Here is a 15972-nt window from a genome sequence, read left to right on the forward strand (position 1 = left end):
GGTTTTTGATGGCCTACCGCTGGATGGACGGGCGCCAGAAGCTATTTATTGGATAGCAACTGCCTTGACGGGCCATCTGCGTGGCTTCGTCATGCGCCCACAGCCCGGTAGACCCCCATCGCCACCGCATGGCGCGTGCGTGGTTGATGTGCGGCCAGCCGCCAGCACCTCCCAAGGCCAGGCTTGATGCAGGGCAAAGCCTGCCGCCCGGGGCGCATCCACAATGCAGGCCGTCGCCTCCGCTTGCAGGGGCGTGCGTACCGGGCGGGTCCACCCGCACCTCGGCGATGACATCCACCACCACCTCCCCATCTCACAGCGACGTCCTCATCGTCGGCGCGGGGCCTGCGGGCCTGTCGTTGGCCATCTCCCTCGCACAGGCCGGGTTCACTGCCACCGTGGTCGAGCAGCAGCCGCAAGCCGCGCTGGCCGACCCCGCGCCCGACGGCCGCGAGATCGCCCTGACCCACCCCAGCCGCGCCACGCTGCAGCGGCTGGGCACCTGGACGCAGCTCGCGCCGCACGAGACCGGCGCCATCCACGCGGCGCAGGTGCACGACGGGCCGCTCGGCCAACACAGCGCGCTGCAGCTCGATGCCCGGCGCGCGGGCGCGGGCCATGAAGCGCTGGGCTTCATCGTCCCCAACCACGCGCTGCGGCGCACCGCGTATGCCGTGGCGGCGCAGACGCCCGGGGTGCGCATCGTCACCGGCGCCCAGGTGACGCGCGTGGCGACCCTGGCCACGCATGCCGAGCTGGAGTACCGCCTGCCGTCCGATCCCGCGGCGCGCCCCGGCACCCACGGCGCGACACCGCCGACCGAGCGGCTGCAGGCACCGTTGCTGGTGGCGGCCGACAGCCGCTTGTCGGCCACGCGGCGGCAGCTGGGCATCGGCGCGCGCATGGCGGACTTCGGCCGCACCGTCATCGTCTGCCGCATGCGCCATGCCCTCGCCCACGGCGGCGTGGCGCACGAGTGTTTTGGCTACGAGCGCACGCTGGCCATACTGCCTCTGCCGGATGCGATGGACACGGTGGGCGCGGCGGACGCGGCCGGCACCGCGCACCGGTGCTCGGTCGTCGTCACCGCAGGCGCTGCAGATGCAGCCGCTCTGATGGCGTTGCCGGCCGGCGCGTTTGCGGCCCAGGTACAGGCGCAGTTCCGTGGCCGCCTGGGCCCTATGCAGCTCGACGGCGAGCGCCATGCCTACCCGCTGGTGGCCGTGTATGCCGACCGCTTTGCCGCCCACCGCTGCGCCCTGCTGGGCGACGCCGCCGTGGGCATGCACCCGGTGACGGCGCACGGCTACAACCTGGGCCTGGCCGGTGTGGAGCGGCTGACCACCGCCCTGCAGACTGCGCGCCGCCAGGGCCGCGACATCGGCGACCACCGCGCACTGGCCGCCTACGCCCGCGCGCACCACCACCACGCCTGGCCGATCTACGAAGGCACCAACGCCATCGTGCGGCTGTACACCGACGCACGCCCCCTGCCCCGCCTGCTGCGCCAACTGGTGCTGCAAGGCGCGCGCCGCCTGCCGCCCCTGCAAGCCGCCATCGTGGGCCAGCTGACCGGCAAACCGCCTGGCTGGATGCAGGCGCTGGCGCCCGGCCGTCCCACAAATCTTCAAAAAACATAGCTGCCAGCGCCCGCCTGGATTGGCGTGCAGCCGTACTTGTACCGCAACCCAACCCCAACAAGCGCCACCAGCTATATCTTCAATAGCAAGCTACCTCTGCAACTGGCGCGCCCCAAGGCCAGTGCCACCGTGGAACTGGCTCCGCCAGGCCACGGGTAGCGTCGCCCTGCGGGGGAAGGCGCCATAGGCGACTCAAGGGGGGCTTCCATGCTTCCAGGCCACGGGTGGCGTCCCCCTGCGGGAGAAGGCGCCGAAGGCGACTCAGGAGGAGTCGTGCACCCCCAGCGTCACCATGCCGTACAGCGGCGCGCCCAGCCAGGGCCACCACAGCGTCTCCAGCGCCAGGCCCGCCCAGCCATAGCATTCCGCCACGCTGTGCTCGTGCAGCAGCTCCAGGCGCGGGTGCACGGCGGCCAGGTCGGACAGGCGCGCCACACCCCAGCGGAACTCGGCCCCGGTGGGCCCCACGCTCGCATGGCGGGCCGCCGTGCCCACAGCGCGGTGGGTCAGCACATCCAGCACCAGGCGCGAGCCCGCGGGCGCGCACTGCGCGAACTCGGTCAGCACGGCCTCGACCTGCGCGGGCTCCAGGTACATCAGCACGCCTTCGCACAGCACCAGCACGGGCTGCGGCGGCGGCGGCTCGCCGGCGGCGGCATCACGCGTCGGCAGGCCCAGGCGGCCCCACCAGCCGGGCTGGGTGATGTCCACCTCGGCCAGGCGGGCGCGCGGGCACTGCGCAGGCAGCAAGGGGCGGCGCAGCGCCATCACCTCGGGCAGGTCGGCGTCCAGCCAGTGGTTGGCACCGGTGTCCAGCCACTGGAAATGGTGCGACAGGCCGCAGCCCAGGTTCACGCCCTGGGCCCCGGGGTGCATCAGGAAGAATCCCTGCGCCGTGTCGCGAATGAACCGCGTGCGCCACAGCACGTTGAGCACCGTGGGCAGGTCGTTGAGGTAGGCCTCCACGTCGGCGCCCAGGCGCTCCAGCAGCTCGGCAGCCACCGCATCGCCGCACGCCAGCCACGGAAAGTAATGGTCGCCCCGCGCCCGTGCGGCCAGGGGGATGAGCAGGGTGCTGGGTACGGGGGGCAAAGGCGCTTGCTGCACCAGAAGCGGGCCTGGCGCGGCGGCGCGGCGGGGCGCGGCTTTGCGCGAAGCAGCGGCCGCAACGGCAGGCGCTGGCGTGCGGCCACGGTGTCGGCTTTGGGTCGTCGGCGGCTGCAGCGGCAAGATCGTCTCCTCGTGTGGCCGGCAGGCGCCACGATGGGTTGTCACACGGACGAGGTAGGGAGGGCCCGCAAGGACAAGGCCGTCCCCATTGTGAACGGGTTGTGGTGACACGCGGTAAAAGCTCTGCGTGGAGCAGGGAATCAAACAGCCTGCCTGCGCCACAGCCTCAGCGCCCCGGAAAACAGAAAAGGCCCGGCAGAAGCAGGCCCTCCGCCCTTGCCGCACACAAAAGGCGCGCGGATCAGCGCCGCGTTGAAGAAGAATCACTGCCCCACGGGATACGCCGACCGGGGCAATTCAAAGTGAGGTGGCGCCGCTGGCGACAAAGACGCGCTGCTCTTGCAGGGTGCGTTTGCCGTCCACGACGGCAAAGTCGATGGGCGTGATGTCAATGGCTCTTTGGACCACGGCAACGAGGTCCGCATGAACGCCGTCGAGTTCGGCCACAGACTTGGCTCCCAGGTGGTAGGCAGGCATCGGGGTTCTCCTTTCCCATCGATCGAACTCAGGGGCAGCCGGTGCCTGCACCGGGCACAAACGGTGCCTTGACAGCGCTTGTCAGGTCATCGCCCTTGGCGATCTTGAGCCCGCCATCCTGCGCAGCCTTTTGCTTGAGCAGGCCCAGCAACACCGCGGTACGAGAATCGACCTCGGCATTGGCTGCGTACGCCACGCGGTCCACGCGGTCTGCAGCGGCCACGGCATTGGCTTGCGCCTGAGCCAGAACCAGCTGTGCGTTGACGCGTTTGGCAGGGTCCGACTGCACAAGCTGCCAGTGGGTTTGTGCATTGACGAGTGCCTCGGTGACCGCGGCCAGCGCCGAAACACACTGCGTCAGTACGCCCGGGGGCTGGCTCTGGATCAGCGGCTTCAGCACGGCCTCGGACAACGACTGGGCCACCGCGCTCCTCAATGCACCAGGGTCCATGGCCGCCGGTGCCGGCTTGGAGTCCTTCTCCTTCTCCTTTGTCTTTTGCTCTTCCTTTTCCTTGAACTCGCTGTAGGTACGGGCTGTCAGCTGGGCCGCGCTATCGATGTGCAGGGCGATGCGCGCCTGCGCACTGCGGGCGACCATGACGCGCGAATCCGGCGTCGGCTGCTCGACCGGTTTTGTCGAAGACACCAGCATGGAGGGCACGTCAGCCCCGGCTATCGCCACCAGCTTTTCCAACTGGCCGTTGTCCAGCAGGTCGGCCGACGAAGCCTGGCTCAGCGCTCTCAAGGCGGCGTTGCCGGCAATGACGCGCGCTGCGGTTTTGAGACCGGGGCTTTCCACTTCGCGGATCGCTTCCTGAGCTTCGATCAATCCCGAAACGGTGGAGCAAGTGCCATCAATGACGATGGCATCGTTGATGGCCGCCTCCATGGAATAGTCCTCCACGGACTTGCCCTGGCGGGCCTCGACCAGTTCTTTTCTCAGGCGGTTCTGGCGCAGCTCAATGCCCTGCACGATGACGTGGGCCGCCAGATTGCTGTAGTAGCTTTGGTTGTACTCGCTGCGCAGGCCGCTGAACAGGCCCGCGGCCCCGGCCAGGTTGCGCGAAGCATTCACGCCGGGCAGCACGGCGCCCAACACCCCTGACGCGGTCGTCAGCGCGCCCAGCGTGAAGTTCACGTCCACCTGCTGGCGGCGCAGATAGGTTTTGAAGACATTGCAGCGGGACGTCGAAACCGCCAGGATCTTGTCTTGCACGCTGTTGCGTCGCTGGCGCTTCCAGTCACCCACATCAGGTTGCCGGCCAAACCAGGACAGCACCTGGTCGTACTGCCGGCCGTGGCTCGATCCGGAGGGCGGGTGGCTCCAGACATGGCTGTATTTTTCGAACTGGGACTCGCCCTTGGGATCGATCAGCTCAAGCAGGTTCACCTGTTCAAAGGTGCCGCGCCGCATGGCGGGGTAGCTGCTGTGCTGGTCCACCCGACTGAACTGCTCCGAAGTTTCCTTGATGTGTCCTTCGTCGGTGACCGCATGCAACTGTGCGCAGCCGGAGACCACGGCAGCGCATGCAACGACAAGCACGGCTTTGATGCCAATACGACAGCGCATAGACCCATCCCTCTCTCTGTTTTTGCTTCTGGGGCGCGCAAATTTTCCAGCGAGGGTGCACGGCTGCGCTATCCCATAAATGGGGGTATCTTTTACGCGCGGTTGGGGGTAAGCCGATCGGCGTCTGGCCTGCCAAGGATCGGCAAGGCGCCTAGGGACCCTCTGCAAGAATCATCGCGCCGTGTGCATCTGCGGTCTCGGGCCGCCTGCGGCGTTGCAAATACTCGCGATAGCTACGGCTATTGCCGCGTTTTGCGCCTTGCACTCCATCCCGATCCGCAGCGCACACTTGGCAGCTCGATTCGTGCAGAGGATCCCTAGTGGGCCACCAATGCCCATACCAGGGCCACGCCCGCGGCCAGCAGGTCTCCGGTGAAGGCGCCCTCATCGCGGTCCCGCGTGCCGCTGAACGCGCTCTTTTGCCGCTCCCGCTCGGCCCGGCTGCGGTCGCGCTCCAGCGCCACCAGTGCGTCGCCGATGTCCACCGTCGCGGCCGGCGTGCCGGGTGCGGCGTGGGCGGGGCGGGCGCTGGCCCGGGCGTAGCCTTCCATCGCACGCACCACGGCATCGGGGTCGATGAGCGAGAACGCAGCGCGGCAGTACGGACACGCGTGGTCCTTGCGGATGTCCACCGGCGCGCCGCAGCTGGTGCAGTAGATCGCGCCCACGCGCTTGGCGAGGTCGTCGATCTCGGGGCGCGTCATGTGGCGCACGAAACCTTTCTCGACCATGAAGGAAGAGAAGGTGCTGAAGCGCCCGTGCTGGCGCGCGCAGCGGTAGGTCATGTACCGGCCGCTGCGCACCACGTCGAAGCCCTTGTCCAGCGAAGAGCGGCAGCGCGGGCAGTCCATGCGCGACTCCAGCGGGCGGTGTTCATCGGTGCGGTGCTCGTGCAGCAGCCGGAACAGGTCCACCACGGCCTGGGGCGAGAGCTTGAGGTTTTCGTACCGGTCGAGCCAGATGCCCTGGCAGGCATAGCAGATGTCCAGCTCCAGCGCGTGCCCGGTGTTGCTGGTGAAGGGGTAGGCCTGCATGGGCTGGCGGCACGACGGGCAGGACGGTGCGAAAGGCTGCATGGTTTCGTTGCAAGGGTGAAGGCGGGCCCTTCGCGCCCGCCGGTGGCCGCATCCTAACGCCGGGGCGCCGCACGCTCCCCGGCCCCGGGTCTTCCCGGACGTTCGTGGAGCGCGGGCGGATTCATCCACTAGCATTCGCGCCTCGAACTACAAAGTACAAGGAACATCCATGGGATTCATGAACTGGCAAGAAAAAAGCGCTGCCGTGCTGCAGCAAGGCGGGGTGATAGCGCCCGACGAGCGGCTGCCCTGGCCCCAGACCGCCGCCATGGGCGTGCAGCACGTGATCGCCATGTTCGGCGCGACGGTGCTGGCGCCCATCCTCATGGGGTTTGACCCCAACGTGGCCATCCTGATGAGCGGTGTGGGCACGCTGATCTTCTTTCTGGTGACGGGCGGGCGGGTGCCCAGCTACTTGGGCTCGAGCTTTGCGTTCATCGGCGTGGTGATCGCGGCCACGGGCTACGCGGGCAAAGGCCCCAACGCCAACATCGCCGTGGCGCTGGGCGGCATCATCGCGTGTGGTCTGCTCTACACGCTGATCGGCGCGCTGGTGCAGGCCATCGGCACGCGCTGGATCGAGCGCTTCATGCCGCCCGTGGTCACGGGCTCGGTGGTGGCGGTGATCGGGTTGAACCTGGCGAGCATCCCGATCAAGAACATGGCGGCCAGCAACTTCGACAGCTGGATGCAGGTAGTGACCTTCGTGAGCGTGGGCCTGGTGGCCGTGCTCACGCGGGGCATGGTGCAGCGCCTGCTGATCCTGGTGGGGCTGATCGTGGCGAGCATCATCTACGCGGTGCTGACCAACGGCCTGGGCCTGGGCAAGCCCATCGACCTGTCCATCCTGGCGAACGCCGCGTGGGTGGGCATGCCCAACTTCGCCGCGCCGGTGTTCGACGGCAATGCGATGCTTCTGATCGCCCCGGTGGCCATCATCCTCGTGGCCGAGAACCTGGGCCACATCAAGGCCGTCACGGCGATGACCGGGCGCGACCTGGACCGCTACATGGGCCGCGCGTTCATCGGCGACGGCGTGGCCACCATGGTCAGCGGCGGCGTGGGCGGCACGGGCGTGACGACCTATGCCGAGAACATCGGCGTGATGGCCGCGACCAAGATCTACTCGACCGCCGTGTTTTTGCTGGCGGGCGTGTTCGCGCTGGTGCTGGGTTTTTCTCCCAAGTTCGGCGCGCTGATCCAGACCATTCCGCTGCCGGTGATGGGCGGTGTCTCCATCGTGGTGTTCGGACTGATCGCAGTGGCGGGCGCCAAGATCTGGGTGGACAACAAGGTGGACTTTTCGCAGAACAAGAACCTGATCGTGGCGGCCATCACGCTCATCCTGGGCACGGGCGACTTCACGCTCAAGTTCGGCCAGTTCGCGCTGGGCGGCATCGGTACCGCCACGTTCGGCGCCATCCTGCTATACGCGCTGCTCAACCGCAAGGGCTGAGCGGCTCGGCCAGGGCGGGCGGCCCTTCCATCCAACGCAACTGCCCGCAGGGCGGTGCGGTCCCAGGCCTCCCGCCCCGTGGCGGGGGGCCTTTTTTATCGGCCGGGCGCCACGCTGCCCGGCATCGCGCTGCACGGTGTTCATGGCGGGCCGTGCGGCAGCGAATCCCCGGCCGGGACAAGGCCAAACACGGGGCTGTCACACACCCCTGGTTACAATCAGGGTTAACCCTAGGTCTTTCGACCACCCCCACCCCTGTGTTCCCTGCTACATCCAGCCCCGCCGGGGCTGGATGTTTTTTGCCCGTGAGTTTTCATTCCATGCAACGTCGCCAGTTCACCCAGTCCCTCGTCGCCGCCAGCACCGGCCTGCTGTTTGCCAACCCCTCGCGCGCCGTGGGCGTGCAGGACCCGATGGACGCCAAGAGCGTGGCCATCGGCTGCTCCATCGGCCTCACCGGCCCGCTGGCCAGCCTGGGCAAGGAGCTCAAGCAGGGCCTGGACGCAGGCATCGCCCAGGCGAACGCCCGCGGCATCCATGGCCGCGAGTTGAAGCTGGTGGTGCTGGACGACGGCTATGACGCAGCGCGCTCCGAAGCCAATGCGCGCAAGCTGATCGCCGACGGCGGCGTGGTGGCGCTGCTGTCGTGCATGGGCACGGCCAACAACCAGCGCATCCTGCCGCTGGTGGACGAAGCGCAGATCCCCTACGTGGCCCCGCAAAGCGGCGCGACGTCGCTGCGCAAGGCGGACTACCGCTCGGTGTTCCACGTGCGTGCCAGCTACTCCGACGAAGCCCAGCGCCTGACGCAAAAGCTGGTGGCCATGGGCATCACCGACCTGGCCATCGTCTACCAGGACACGGCCTTCGGCCGCGAATTCCTGGCCGATGTGAACAACGCCATGAAGGCCGCCAAGCAGCCCGCACCCAAGGCCTTCAAGCTCGACGCACAGGGTGCGCAGGTGGCCGACGTGGTCAAGCAGGCCGTGGCGGCCAAGCCCACCACGGTGCTGCTGGGCACCGCGGGCGATGTGTCGGCCTCGCTGATCAGCGAGTTCAAGAAAGTGTCGCCCAGCACCCCGCTGGCCGCAACCAGCGTGGCCCTGTCCGGCGACAACCTGCGCGAGCTGGGCGGCAAGGCCTCCGGCCTGGCCCTGTCGATGGTGCTGCCCGACGCGAGCCGCACCAGCGTCGCCTTGGTGCGCGACTACCAGCGCGCCATGAAGGCCGCGGGCTTCCAGGACTTCTCGGCCCGCAGCTTCGAAGGCTATGTGAACGCCCGCGTGCTGACCGAAGGCCTGGAGCGCACCGGCCGTGAGCTGACCCGCGGCAAGCTGCGCAACGCCCTGGCGGGCATCCGCAGCAACGACATGGGCGGCCTGATGATCGACTACGCGGGCAGCGCCCCGTATGTGGGATCGCGCTTCCTCGAGCTGGGCGTGATGGGGTCCAACGGCAAGTTCGTGGGGTAAGCAGCAGGTCCGCACGCCGCCCCGGGCGGCGAGATGGGCACAATGGCCGGTCCGAACAGATTCACACCCTCCGCACCTCCCTGCCCGACCGAAGCCACCATGCCCATCTGGAAAAAGCCTGTCGACCTGGCTCGACTCAACGCCGACCACCACAACACCGCTGCCTCGCACCTGGGCATCGAGATCATCGAACTGGGTGACGACTTCCTGCGCGGCCGCGTGCCCGTGGACCAGCGCACCAAGCAGCCGTTTGGACTGCTGCATGGCGGCGTGAGCGTGGTACTGGCCGAATCGCTGGGATCGGTGGGTGCCTACTACGCCAGCCCCGAAGGCCACAACGCCGTGGGCCTGGACATCAACGCCAACCACCTGCGCTCTGCGACCAGCGGCTGGGTGACGGCCACCGCGCGGCCCATCCACATCGGGCGCACCACGCAGGTGTGGCACATCGACATGGTCAACGACGCGGGCGAGCTGACCTGCGTGTCGCGGCTGACGATGGCGATCCTGGCTCCGAGGTAGAGACCAATCCCCTGAGCCGCTTTGCGCCTCGGTGCTGGTCGCCAGAGGCGACAGCTCTTCGGGCCGTCCAAGCCTGCGCAAGCGGGCTCGGAGCCGCGGCCCTCAGCCCCTTCTCTCGAATCGCTACGCGATTCGGGAAGGGGGACGATGCCCTCGCTGCGGGGCGGCCCTTGCTAGGCATCCCTGGTATTGGGGCGTGCCAGTTTCAGAAGTCGCGGAATTGATGGAGAATCGGCCGCCAGCGCTTGGTGAACAAGCGCAAGCAGCTATCTATTCAGTAGCATTCTGCGCCGCAAGACGCTCGCTTTTCCAGTACACGTCGTCGCCGCCGTCCATGCGGTTGAGCACGCGGGCCAGGACGAACAGCAGGTCCGACAGGCGGTTCAGGTACTGGCGCGGGGCGTCGTTCAGCTGTTCGGCGCTCCCCAGCGCCACCACCACTCTTTCGGCCCGGCGCGCCACGGTGCGGCACACGTGGGCCTGCGCGGCGGCGCGGGTGCCGGCGGGCAGGATGAATTCCTGCAGGCGCGGCAGCGTGGCGTTGTGGTGCGCCAGGGCCTCGTCGAGGTCCAGTACGGCCTGGGGCTTGAGCAGCTCAAAGCCGGGGATCGACAGCTCACCGCCCAGGTTGAACAGCTGGTGCTGCACTTCCACCAGCAGGTCGCGCACGTCGCCCGGCAGTGGCTCGCACAGCAGCAGGCCAATGTGGGAGTTGAGTTCGTCCACATCGCCGAGCGCATGGATGCGCAGGCTGTCTTTGGAGACGCGTTCGTTGTTGCCCAGGCCTGTGGTGCCGGCGTCGCCGGTGCGCGTGGCGATTTGTGTGAGTCGGTTGCCCATGGGTGCCTTGAGAGAAAGGGTCGTGTCCGCGCGCCTGCCTGATCGCAAGCGGCCGGCCTGAAAGTCTGCAGACCGGATTTTGCGCCACATGCTGCCTCACACACCTGCATCAGCGCTTGAACATCCACAGCAAAAAGCCCGCACCCACTGATTCACCGCGAGGTGAATCAGTGGGTGCGGGCTTTGCGCAGGGGGAGCTGGCCAGCGCCCCCCGCAGGCAGCCATCCACAAACCTTAGTGGGTCGTGGTGGGCATGCGGTTCATGCGGTCGATATCGGCGGTGGACACGCCCGAGCCTGTGGGCTTCATGTTGTTCCAGGACGTGGTGTGGTACGCATCCCATTCCGCGCGGGACACCATGCCGTCCCCGTTGGTATCCATCAGGCGTGCGTTCACGCGGGCGTCGGCCTTGGCAGCGGCCTTGCCGCCGGAGGCGCTGGGGTTGATCTCGGCCACAGGGGCGCCGCGGCCGTCACCGGCAGCGGGGTTGGCGGGCATGGCGGTGCTGCGGGCAGCACGGTCATCGGCCTTGTTCTGTGCATTGGCAGCGGCAGGGCCGCCCGATGCTGCGGGGTTCACTTCCGACGGAGGACGGGGTGCGTTCGGTGCCTGGGCCAGAGCGGCAGTGCAAGCGAGGGTTGCGAGGGCGGCGATGACGGTGTGCTTTTGCATGAAGAGCTCCTTGATGAGTGAATACAACAGAGGGTTGAATAAAGCACCGCACTGTTGCGGGCTTGGAGTCATTGTTGGAAGCGATGCGCGAACGCCATGTAGGACTTGCGCGGGCACAGCGGTCAGCCTGCAGGGCGGCTCGATACCGGCGCACGCCGCACCGGCGCGCAGTACGTTTGGGTACATGGCTGCCGCATTCGGACATAAACCACGCCCTGGCCGTTACACCGCGCTGGCAAATGTTGGGCAAGGCAACAGCAGGCAAGAGTGCTGGTGTTGGCGCCCATGCTGCGGTGCAATGGAGTCCTGTTCAACTTCGAAGGAATCCACTTCCATGAAGGCACTGCAACGACGCAACTACTCGTTCGACACGCGCAGCGTGATGCTTTTCGCGGCCCTCTCCCTGGGCGGCGTGGGCGCATTGCAAGCACAGACGACTTCCTCGCCCCAGTTCGGCCCCAGTGACAAGACTGCGCCCCACGCTGGCTCCAAAAATTCCACAGGCCCCGCCGTGATAGCGGCGCCTCAAGCCACCGCGGCCTCTGCCGCATTCGACCGCGCCGATGCCAACAAGGACGGCCAGCTCAGCGCGCAGGAAGCCGCCAAGCTGCCCGCCATCGGCCAACGTTTCAAGGAGCTGGATGCCGACAAGAACGGCACCCTTTCCCGCTCTGAATTCGAGAAAGGCGCCAGTTCCTGATGCCCCTGCACTGACGCTGCCGCACAGGGCCGCCATGCCCTGGGCCACGGTGTCCCCACGCCATGTGCGGGCCCTGCGGTGACGCAAGGGCTCGTGAGCCTGCCCGCGCTGGAACTCCAGGGCGTGGGCAGGCTCTTGTGCGTGCAGAAAAAAAGCGTGGGTTAGGCCTGCGGCACCGATGCGCTGCAACGCGGTCGCCGGCCGGTAGATCGGTAGGCCGGTCAGTCGTGCAGCGACGACAGGAATTGCTGCAGCTCCGGCGTCTGCGGGTTGCCGAAGATCTCTGCCGGTGCGCCCGTCTCGTGCACGCGGCCCTGGTGCATGAAGATCACCCGGTCGCTCACCTTGCGGGCAAACGCCATCTCGTGCGTGACCATCATCAGCGTCATGCCTTCGAGCGCCAGCGACTCCACCACGCGCAGCACCTCGCCCACCAGCTCCGGGTCCAGCGCCGAGGTGATCTCGTCGCACAGCAGCACCTGCGGCTCCATGGCCAGCGCGCGCGCAATGGCCACGCGCTGCTGCTGGCCGCCCGAGAGCTGCTCGGGCATGGCATCGAACTTCTCGGCCAGGCCCACGCGATCGAGCAGCTTGCGCGCCTGCGCCTCGGCCGCCTTGGCATCGCGCGCCTTCACGAGCGTGGGCGCGAGCATGATGTTGCGGCCCACCGAGAGGTGCGGAAACAGGTTGAAGCTCTGAAAGATCATGCCCACCTGCTGGCGCAGTGCGCGCATGGCGGTGGGGCTCTCGTGCATCAGCTTTTGGCCGTCCACGCTGAGCGCACCTTCCTGGAACACTTCCAGGCCATTCACGCAGCGCAGCAGCGTGCTCTTGCCCGAGCCGCTCTTGCCGATGATGGCGATCACCTCGCCCTTGCGCACCTTGAGGTCGATGCCCTTCAAGACCTCGTTCGTGCCGTACGACTTGCGCAGCGCCGTGATCTCGACGATGGGGCGGCCCACGGGCGATGCGTCTGGTGCAGCCACGGGGGATGCGCTGGTGTCAGTGGCGGTGGCCATGGAGTTTCCTTTCGAGGGACTGTGCGACCAGGCTCACCGGGAAGCACAACACAAAGTACAGCAGGGCCACGCAGGCGTAGACCAGGAAGGGCTGGTAGGTGGCGTTGGAGATCATGCTGCCCGCCTTCGTCAACTCGACGAAGCCGATCACCGACGCCAGCGCCGTGCCCTTGATCACCTGCACCAGAAAACCCACCGTGGGCGGCACCGCAATGCGCAGCGCCTGGGGCAGCACCACGTGGCGCAGCTGCTCGCCGAAGTTGAGCGCCAGGCTCTGCGCGGCCTCCCACTGGCCCTTGGGGATGGACGCCACGCAGCCGCGCCAGATCTCGGTGAGGTAGGCGCTGGTATAGAGCGTGAGCGCAAACGCGGCGGCCGTCCACGGCGATGTCTTGATGCCAAAGAGCGCGATGCCGAAGTACGCGAGGAACAGCTGCATGAGCAGCGGCGTGCCCTGGAACACCTGCACGTAGGCACCGATGAGCCGCTCGGTGCCGCGCACCTTGGACAGGCGCAGCACCAGCAGCAACAGGCCCACCAGCCCGCCGCCGATGAAGGCAATCAGCGAGAGCGTGACCGTCCAGCGCGCGGCCATCAGCAGATTGCGCAGGATGTCCCACAGAGAAAAATCAACCATGGCGATCTACCTTCCCACCAGAAAACGCGCCCCCACCCACATCAGCAGGCGGCGGGTGAGCATGGACAGCACCAGGTACACCAGCGTGGCCAGGATGAAGGCCTCGAACGCGCGGAAGGTGTTGCTCGATATCAGGTTGGCGGCGTAGCTCAGCTCGGGCGTGGAGATCTGGCCGCACACGGCCGAGCCCAGCATCACGATGATGATCTGGCTGACCATCGCAGGCCACACCTTGAGCAGCGCGGGCGGCAGCACCACGCGGCGGAAGGTCTGGCCGGGCGTGAGCGCCAGGCTCTGCGCCGCCTCGATCTGGCCGCGCGGCGTGGCCTCGATGCCAGCGCGGATGATCTCGGCCGAGTACGCGCCCAGGTTGATCACCATGGCCAGCACCGACGCGACCTCGGGCGAGAGCTTGAGGCCCAGCGCCGGCAGCCCGAAGAACAGGAAGAACAGCTGCACGATGAAGGGCGTGTTGCGCACCAGCTCCACATACGCCGCCACGGCCCAGCGCAGCGGCGCCGCACGCGGCCCGAGGTTGCGCGCACGTGCCCAGGCGCAGGCCGTGCCCAGCAGCAGCCCCAGCACGGTGCCCACGATGGTGAGACCGATGGTCCACGCCAGGCCACGCACCAGCAGCGGCCAGGACGAGAGCACGGCAGAGAAGTCGAGTTGGATCAGCATGGTGCTTGCGGCTTGGGTTGTGGGTGCCTGCGCACTGCAGTGCGCGTCATGGAACGCGGGGTAGCACTTTCACGGCCACCGCCCTCACACCCGTTCGGCCTGAGCCTGTCGAAGCCAGGTGGCGCGCACGGCGCGTCGGGAGCGGCTTGCACAGGCTCATCAACGTGAACGGTGGGAAAGAGCCACGACGCGCCGTCGATCACAGCGGCAGTTCGCCCGCAGGCCGGCCCAGCCACTTGCTCGACAGCTTGTCGATGTCGCCGGACTTCTTTGCTTCGGCAATGATCTCGTTCACGCGCAGGCGCAGCTTGTCCTCGCCCTTGGCCACGCCGATGAAGTTGGGGCTGTCTTTCAGCAGCAGCTTGTATTCGGTCTGCAGGTTGGGGTTCTTCATCATGATGGTGCCGGCCGTGGACGCGCTGGTGGCGATGGCCTGCGTCTGGCCCGACACGAAGGCCGAGATGCTGGCGGCGTGGTCTTCGAAGCGCTTGACGTCCACGCCGGCGGGCGCGACCTTGCCCAGCTCCTGGTCTTCCATCGCGCCGCGCGTCACGGCGACCGACTTGCCGGTCAGGTCGGCAAAGCTCTTGATCGACAGGCTCTTGCTCGCGAAGACGGCCTGGAAGAACGGCGCATACGAAGCGGTGAAGTCGATGACCTTCTCGCGCTCGGGGTTCTTGCCCAGCGTGGAGATCACGAGGTCGGCCTTCTGCGTCTGCAGGTAGGGGATGCGGTTGGCGCTGGTCACGGGGATCAGCTCGACCTTCACACCCAGCTTGGCGGCAATGTAGTTGGCCATTTCCACGTCCAGGCCCTGGGGCTTGAGGTCGGTGCCGACGAAGCCGTAGGGCGGGTAGTCGGTGGGGATGGCGATCTTGATTTCCTTGGCCTTGAGGATGTTGTCCAGCGCGTTCTGCGCGTGGGCTGCGGGTGCCATGAGCGCAGCCGACAGGCCGGCGGCGGCGAGCACGCCCAGGGTCAGGCGGCGGGTCGATGGTGCAGGGGTGCGGCGGATGGTCATAGCAAGGCTCCTAGGTAGGTGGATGCGTCGGCGGGTGCTGCGTCGCTGTCGGACGCGGGGGAAAGGGAACGTGGGCTGGCTGCGCGCGGCTTGCGGGGCCGGGGCTTCTTGTCAGGTGTGACGGGGGTTGCAGGCTGGGCCGGCGTGGCAGCGACGCCTGACCTGGCAGCGCCCGGATCGGCGGCAGGGCTTTTGTGCATCGGCGCCAGCGCGTCGCGCAGCCCCGCCAGCGGGTCGGTGCTGGCCTGCAGGCGCAGTGCCGACTGCACCGAGCCGATGTGTTCGGACATGAGCGACTCGGCCCGGGCGATGTCGCCGGCCTCCAGCGCCTCGACGATGCGCACATGGTCATCGCAGGACTGCGCCGCGTCGTGCGACGACTGGTAGAGCATGGCGATCAGCGTGGTGCGCGCGGTGAAGTCGCGCAGCGTGTCGGCCAGCAGGCCGTTGCCCAGGCATTCGGCCAGGCACACATGAAAGTCGCCCAGCAGGAAGCTGCGCACGCCCACGTCGCTGCCCGCGAGCGCCGCCTTCTCGCGCTGCAGGTGGGCCTTGAGCTGGCGCACGGCGGCCTTGTCGACCGACTTGAGCTGGTGCAGCAGGCCAAGCTCGATCACGCGGCGTGCCTCGAAGGCTTCGCGGGCCTCGTCTTCCGAGGGCTCGATCACGTACCACCCGCGCCGCGCGCTCACGGTGACGATGCCGCGGGTGGACAGGCGCGTGAGCGCCTCGCGCACGATGGTGCGGCTGCAGTCGAACAGCATCGCCAGCTGCTGCTCGCCCAGGCGCGAGCCGGGCGCCAGCTTCTGGGCCATCACGGCTTCGATGATGCGGTTGCTGATGTCGTTGGCGGTGGTCATTGCAATCAACCGATTGCAGTTTCCGTGCCAACTGGTATACAAGCTCTGCGCACCAGTCTGGCGCACCCAGGCTGCCCATCAGCGCGCTGGCCGGGCACC

16 protein-coding genes are annotated in these 15972 nt (G+C 67.5%); 5 read left to right on the forward strand and 11 right to left on the reverse strand.

The features are described 5' to 3' along the window. The first annotated feature begins 287 nt into the window (after nt 1-287). Nucleotides 288-1640, forward strand: a complete 1353-nt coding sequence (ubiM, locus tag ASG27_RS01205; RefSeq protein ID WP_056410446.1) for a 5-demethoxyubiquinol-8 5-hydroxylase UbiM — start codon at nt 288-290, stop codon at nt 1638-1640. 261 nt (nt 1641-1901) lie between these two features. Here the strand turns inward: ubiM and ASG27_RS01210 are convergent, their stop codons facing one another. The 4 genes from ASG27_RS01210 to ASG27_RS01225 all read right to left on the reverse strand — a co-directional run bounded on the left by ASG27_RS01210 (nt 1902) and on the right by ASG27_RS01225 (nt 5993). Continuing rightward, nucleotides 1902-2732, reverse strand: a complete 831-nt coding sequence (locus ASG27_RS01210) for a class I SAM-dependent methyltransferase (RefSeq protein ID WP_235503860.1) — start codon at nt 2730-2732, stop codon at nt 1902-1904. Nucleotides 2733-3167: 435 nt separating this feature from the next. Next, nucleotides 3168-3347 carry a hypothetical protein gene (locus tag ASG27_RS01215; RefSeq protein ID WP_056410448.1) on the reverse strand — a complete coding sequence of 60 codons (180 nt, stop codon included), beginning with the start codon at nt 3345-3347 and terminating at the stop codon, nt 3168-3170. 28 nt (nt 3348-3375) lie between these two features. Continuing rightward, on the reverse strand, nt 3376-5085 hold the full coding sequence (locus ASG27_RS01220; RefSeq protein WP_156371482.1) for a hypothetical protein: 1710 nt from the start codon (nt 5083-5085) through the stop codon (nt 3376-3378). Nucleotides 5086-5234: 149 nt separating this feature from the next. Beyond that, nucleotides 5235-5993, reverse strand: a complete 759-nt coding sequence (locus ASG27_RS01225; protein WP_056410455.1) for a zf-TFIIB domain-containing protein — start codon at nt 5991-5993, stop codon at nt 5235-5237. Nucleotides 5994-6162: 169 nt separating this feature from the next. On the opposite strand from ASG27_RS01225, the gene ASG27_RS01230 reads away from it, so the two are divergent. From ASG27_RS01230 to ASG27_RS01240, 3 genes are all read left to right on the forward strand, one after another. Next, nucleotides 6163-7449: a solute carrier family 23 protein gene (locus tag ASG27_RS01230; RefSeq protein WP_056410457.1), complete on the forward strand. Its 1287-nt coding sequence runs from the start codon at nt 6163-6165 to the stop codon at nt 7447-7449. Between the two features lie 320 nt (nt 7450-7769). Then, entirely contained in the window at nt 7770-8921 is a 1152-nt protein-coding gene (locus tag ASG27_RS01235) for an ABC transporter substrate-binding protein (protein ID WP_056410458.1), read from the forward strand. Between the two features lie 99 nt (nt 8922-9020). Beyond that, nucleotides 9021-9443, forward strand: coding sequence for a hotdog fold thioesterase (locus ASG27_RS01240; protein WP_056163384.1), 423 nt, complete (start codon nt 9021-9023; stop codon nt 9441-9443). A 270-nt stretch (nt 9444-9713) separates the two neighbouring features. Here ASG27_RS01240 and ASG27_RS01245 read toward each other — a convergent pair whose 3' ends face one another. Together ASG27_RS01245 and ASG27_RS01250 are read right to left on the reverse strand one after the other, a co-directional pair. Beyond that, on the reverse strand, nt 9714-10283 hold the full coding sequence (locus tag ASG27_RS01245; RefSeq protein WP_056410460.1) for a cob(I)yrinic acid a,c-diamide adenosyltransferase: 570 nt from the start codon (nt 10281-10283) through the stop codon (nt 9714-9716). A gap of 234 nt (nt 10284-10517) precedes the next feature. Further along, nucleotides 10518-10955: a hypothetical protein gene (locus ASG27_RS01250; RefSeq protein ID WP_056411574.1), complete on the reverse strand. Its 438-nt coding sequence runs from the start codon at nt 10953-10955 to the stop codon at nt 10518-10520. 334 nt (nt 10956-11289) lie between these two features. Here ASG27_RS01250 and ASG27_RS01255 point away from each other — a divergent pair, with 334 nt between their 5' ends. After that, the gene (locus ASG27_RS01255; RefSeq protein WP_056410461.1) at nt 11290-11655 is read left to right on the forward strand and encodes a calcium-binding protein; all 366 of its coding nucleotides are present in this window, start codon (nt 11290-11292) and stop codon (nt 11653-11655) included. A 221-nt stretch (nt 11656-11876) separates the two neighbouring features. Here ASG27_RS01255 and ASG27_RS01260 read toward each other — a convergent pair whose 3' ends face one another. The 5 genes from ASG27_RS01260 to ASG27_RS01280 form a co-directional block, all read right to left on the reverse strand. Next, nucleotides 11877-12674, reverse strand: coding sequence for an amino acid ABC transporter ATP-binding protein (locus ASG27_RS01260; protein WP_056410463.1), 798 nt, complete (start codon nt 12672-12674; stop codon nt 11877-11879). Continuing rightward, the gene (locus ASG27_RS01265; protein ID WP_056410466.1) at nt 12658-13311 is read right to left on the reverse strand and encodes an amino acid ABC transporter permease; all 654 of its coding nucleotides are present in this window, start codon (nt 13309-13311) and stop codon (nt 12658-12660) included. The genes ASG27_RS01260 and ASG27_RS01265 overlap by 17 nt, the downstream gene beginning before the upstream one ends. A gap of 6 nt (nt 13312-13317) precedes the next feature. Further along, complete coding sequence (locus tag ASG27_RS01270) at nt 13318-13992, reverse strand: amino acid ABC transporter permease (RefSeq protein WP_056410469.1); 675 nt, start codon at nt 13990-13992, stop codon at nt 13318-13320. A 199-nt stretch (nt 13993-14191) separates the two neighbouring features. Continuing rightward, nucleotides 14192-15013: a transporter substrate-binding domain-containing protein gene (locus tag ASG27_RS01275; protein WP_056166684.1), complete on the reverse strand. Its 822-nt coding sequence runs from the start codon at nt 15011-15013 to the stop codon at nt 14192-14194. Continuing rightward, on the reverse strand, nt 15010-15873 hold the full coding sequence (locus tag ASG27_RS01280) for a GntR family transcriptional regulator (protein ID WP_056410471.1): 864 nt from the start codon (nt 15871-15873) through the stop codon (nt 15010-15012). Before ASG27_RS01280 ends, ASG27_RS01275 begins: the two co-directional genes overlap by 4 nt. Nucleotides 15874-15972 lie beyond the last annotated feature (99 nt).

The organism is Acidovorax sp. Leaf191 (assembly GCF_001424425.1).
Taxonomy (GTDB): domain Bacteria; phylum Pseudomonadota; class Gammaproteobacteria; order Burkholderiales; family Burkholderiaceae_C; genus Acidovorax.

Coding starts and splice junctions, on each gene's coding strand:
- ubiM (WP_056410446.1), top strand. CDS start 288: ATGACATCCACCACCACCTCCCCATCTCACAGCGACGTCCTCATCGTC.
- ASG27_RS01215 (WP_056410448.1), bottom strand. CDS start 3,347: ATGCCTGCCTACCACCTGGGAGCCAAGTCTGTGGCCGAACTCGACGGC.
- ASG27_RS01225 (WP_056410455.1), bottom strand. CDS start 5,993: ATGCAGCCTTTCGCACCGTCCTGCCCGTCGTGCCGCCAGCCCATGCAG.
- ASG27_RS01230 (WP_056410457.1), top strand. CDS start 6,163: ATGGGATTCATGAACTGGCAAGAAAAAAGCGCTGCCGTGCTGCAGCAA.
- ASG27_RS01235 (WP_056410458.1), top strand. CDS start 7,770: ATGCAACGTCGCCAGTTCACCCAGTCCCTCGTCGCCGCCAGCACCGGC.
- ASG27_RS01240 (WP_056163384.1), top strand. CDS start 9,021: ATGCCCATCTGGAAAAAGCCTGTCGACCTGGCTCGACTCAACGCCGAC.
- ASG27_RS01245 (WP_056410460.1), bottom strand. CDS start 10,283: ATGGGCAACCGACTCACACAAATCGCCACGCGCACCGGCGACGCCGGC.
- ASG27_RS01250 (WP_056411574.1), bottom strand. CDS start 10,955: ATGCAAAAGCACACCGTCATCGCCGCCCTCGCAACCCTCGCTTGCACT.
- ASG27_RS01255 (WP_056410461.1), top strand. CDS start 11,290: ATGAAGGCACTGCAACGACGCAACTACTCGTTCGACACGCGCAGCGTG.
- ASG27_RS01260 (WP_056410463.1), bottom strand. CDS start 12,674: ATGGCCACCGCCACTGACACCAGCGCATCCCCCGTGGCTGCACCAGAC.
- ASG27_RS01265 (WP_056410466.1), bottom strand. CDS start 13,311: ATGGTTGATTTTTCTCTGTGGGACATCCTGCGCAATCTGCTGATGGCC.
- ASG27_RS01270 (WP_056410469.1), bottom strand. CDS start 13,992: ATGCTGATCCAACTCGACTTCTCTGCCGTGCTCTCGTCCTGGCCGCTG.
- ASG27_RS01275 (WP_056166684.1), bottom strand. CDS start 15,013: ATGACCATCCGCCGCACCCCTGCACCATCGACCCGCCGCCTGACCCTG.
- ASG27_RS01280 (WP_056410471.1), bottom strand. CDS start 15,873: ATGACCACCGCCAACGACATCAGCAACCGCATCATCGAAGCCGTGATG.